This is a genomic window from Pedobacter sp. 01N416, from assembly GCF_056399685.1.
The window spans coordinates 1-3371 of the sequence record NZ_JBFTRT010000548.1 but is presented as its reverse complement, the minus strand read 5'-3'; the positions used below and the strand labels follow the sequence as shown (position 1 = coordinate 3371).

Genomic DNA, 3371 nt, shown 5'->3' with positions numbered 1-3371 from the left:
GCCATAAACAGCGCCAGCAAACTGCCTCCTACCAGATACCTGCCCCTTAGGATGAGAATAATGGCAGCCAAAATAGGAGCGAAGAAACCAATGGCCAGGGCCTTATTGCTATGCCCCGCAGCAATAATGATAAAATTATACGAGGTAAATGCAAAAGCAATTGCACCCGCTGCAGCAAGCCATGGATTTATTTTTAATACACAAAATAATAAATAAGCACCTAAAAGGTATAACAGCACCGTTCCAACAGGATCAGGGAATATACCTTTTATTACATCGATACCATAAGTGGTAATATTTAAAGGATACTGCACCCAAATCTGGTAGGCGGGCATACCACCAAACATCTGGTTGGTCCAAAGTGGTCCTTTACCATCTTTCGCCTTAATATCCATAATTTCTTTCTGCATGGCTTTAGCCTGCAAAACATCGCCCTGCTGTGGCGCTTTACCCTGCAAAACAGGACTGAAGTAGGCAAAAGTGATGACTACAAAAAACGCAATAATGGCTAAGTGAATGCCATTTTTATTAAACCAGTTATTCATTAAGGTTTGTTTAAGTTTAAACGAACGTCAAAAATAAAAAATTGGGCGGTATAAAAAAGTAATAAATTAAATGCATGCTGAATAAAAAATTAGATTTGTAGCAAAGAATAAAAATTCAACCTATTTATTATGAGAAAGTTTGTCGTTACAATCGCTCTGGCTTTATTATCTTTTTCTTCGTTTTCGCAAATTGTAAGTTTAAATACCAATGAAATTAAAAAGCTGAAAACCCAGATCAAAAATGATAAGGAAACCCAAAAACTATACCTGGGCTTTGAAAAATCGGCATTAAATTATCTAAACGAAAACCCGAATCCAATTGATACCATCAGAACTGAAGGATTATTAAAGGGAAATCCAAAAAAAGAGAAAACCAGATTAGCCCTGGCAGATATGAACAAAATGTTTGTACTGGCCTTACAATACCGCATCACCGATGATCAAAAATATTTAAACAAATGTGTAGAATTTCTTGGTGCATGGGCCAAAATCAATAAACCAAATGGCGATCCTATTGACGATACCAATCTGGATAAAGCCATTGAAGCTTACGACCTGATTAAAAAAGACATCCCAACAGCTGATAAAAAACAGATTGAACAATGGCTTACTGAAACGGCTTGGGCAGAAATTAACAGCAAGCGGATGAAAGCGGGGAGAGCTACCGCCATTAATAACTGGAATGCTCACCGGCTAAAAGAAGTTGGCGAAATCGGTTACACCTTAAACAATCAGGATTTTATTAAATGGACTATCGACAATTTAAAAAGCCACATCAATATCAATCTATATGCTGACGGAACAAGTTTGGATTTTAAAGAGCGCGATGCCATGCATTACCACATTTACGACCTGGAACCTATGTTAAAGTTGGCCATTATGATCGACAGAGCGAAAGGCACCAATTTTTATACTTATGAGTCACCGAAAGGATCTTCGATCAAAAAATCTGTAGAATGGATGATCCCATACATTAATGGTGAAAAACAGCACGAAGAATATGTGAATACGACCGTTAAATTCGATCGCGACCGTACAAAGAACAATGAACCTGGATTTGCTCCCGGGACGATGTTTAAACCAGATTTGGCTTTACCTGTATTGAAACTATCTGTTTATTTCGATAGGGCACAGGCTGATCTATTAAAAAAAGTAAATAACAATGATACCAGCTGGCAGATGGTATTGGATAAACTACAGCAAGAAAGCAAATAGCTTCCAAAACAAATAAACTTTCAATAATTATTGAAAGTTTAAAAATAAGTTTATATTTGTGTATGGAATTAGCAGCAGCAAAATTAAAATTTATAGAAGCCTGGGGCAAATTAGGCTCCGAATGGGGAATTAACCGCACCATGGCCCAGGTACATGCGCTATTACTCATTTCTCCTGAAGCGCTTACCACCGAAGAAATTATGGAGGCGTTGAGTATCTCCAGGGGAAACGCCAACATGACCCTGCGCGATTTAATTGGATGGGGCTTAATTGAAAAACAGCACAAAGCAGGCGAGCGCAAAGAATACTTTTTTGCCGATAAGGATGTTTGGAATATTTCCCGACAGGTAGCTAAAGAGCGTAAAAAAAGAGAGTTAGAGCCTGTTTTAAAAGTTTTAAATGAACTGTCAACGGTAGTGGGCGATGAAAAAGATCCTGAATTTAAAACCTTTAAAAAATCAGTAAGCGATATTAACAAACTTGCCCTCAATGTAGATAAAACTTTAGAAACGATGCTTAAAGCAGAAGAAAGTTGGTTCTGGGGTTCGGTATTGAAAGTGTTTAAATAGAGACGTGAGATTTGGGAGGGAGGTATTGAGTAGCAAGATTTGAGTATCAAGTAGTAAGTATCGGGTATCAAGACATATTACCCCTAACCACTAAAAAGCCTTACCCTTAAGTTCGGCTTAATTTTTTAACCACAACTTTCATTTTTTACTGAAAGTATTAAAATTTAAATAAAATGAAAACGCTTAAGAACCATGTGATTTTATTTGATAATGAATGCCCAATGTGTTATGCCTATACCAAAACATTTGTAAAAACAGGTATGCTGGCCAAAGGTGGCCGTGAGGCTTATCAAAGTATGCCTGAAAACATTTGTCCTTTGGTTGACAAACAAAGAGCCGCCAATGAGATTGCGCTCGTAAACACCGAAAACGGTGAAGTAACTTATGGTATCCAGAGTTTATTTAAAATTATTGCGCATGCCATGCCCATCTTTAAATCGCTGTTTTTATTTGGGCCATTTGTTTATTTGATGCGTAAGCTTTATGCCTTTATCTCTTACAACCGTAAAGTAATTATTCCTGCGCCCGTTAAAGAAAACACTATACAGCCTAGCTTTAAAATCCAATACCGTTTGGCCTATCTACTTTTTACCTGGTTTGTTACAGCTTACATTTTAACCGCCTATGCACATCTTCTTACCGATTTTGTCCCACTGGGGAGCCAATATCGTGAATACCTCATCTGTGGTGGACAAATATTTCTTCAGGGCGCCATCATTGTTTTTTATAGAAAAGAAAAACGCTGGGATTACCTGGGCAACATCATGACCATCTCTTTTGCTGGTGCACTTTTGCTTTTGCCTGTTTTGGTTATCGCACAATACCTCATCATCCCTTCTATATTTTTTATTCTTTACTTTTTGATGGTGGCCGGACTTATGTTTTTGGAGCACCTCCGCAGAAACAAGCTGTTACACTTGGGCTGGACGATGAGTATTACCTGGGTGCTTTACCGTTTAATTGTTTTAGGTTTAATCTTTACTTTATAGGAATCATGAAATACAGAAGAATTGTACTCGCAGGAGGAAACGGATATTTAGGT

Annotated in this window: 3 protein-coding genes and 1 pseudogene; 3 read left to right on the top strand and 1 reads right to left on the bottom strand. The window is 37.7% G+C overall.

From position 1 onward, the window contains the following. Positions 1-545 (bottom strand): annotated as a pseudogene (locus AC1DND_RS23300) (hypothetical protein); the annotation flags it as partial. A gap of 129 nt (positions 546-674) precedes the next feature. On the opposite strand from AC1DND_RS23300, the gene AC1DND_RS23295 reads away from it, so the two are divergent. The 3 genes from AC1DND_RS23295 (at position 675) to AC1DND_RS23285 (ending at position 3318) form a co-directional block, all read left to right on the top strand. Then, entirely contained in the window at positions 675-1760 is a 1086-nt protein-coding gene (locus AC1DND_RS23295; protein ID WP_477584971.1) for an alginate lyase family protein, read from the top strand. Positions 1761-1822: 62 nt separating this feature from the next. Beyond that, entirely contained in the window at positions 1823-2329 is a 507-nt protein-coding gene (locus AC1DND_RS23290; RefSeq protein ID WP_029278585.1) for a GbsR/MarR family transcriptional regulator, read from the top strand. A gap of 173 nt (positions 2330-2502) precedes the next feature. Then, positions 2503-3318 carry a DUF393 domain-containing protein gene (locus AC1DND_RS23285; RefSeq protein ID WP_477584970.1) on the top strand — a complete coding sequence of 272 codons (816 nt, stop codon included), beginning with the start codon at positions 2503-2505 and terminating at the stop codon, positions 3316-3318. Positions 3319-3371 lie beyond the last annotated feature (53 nt).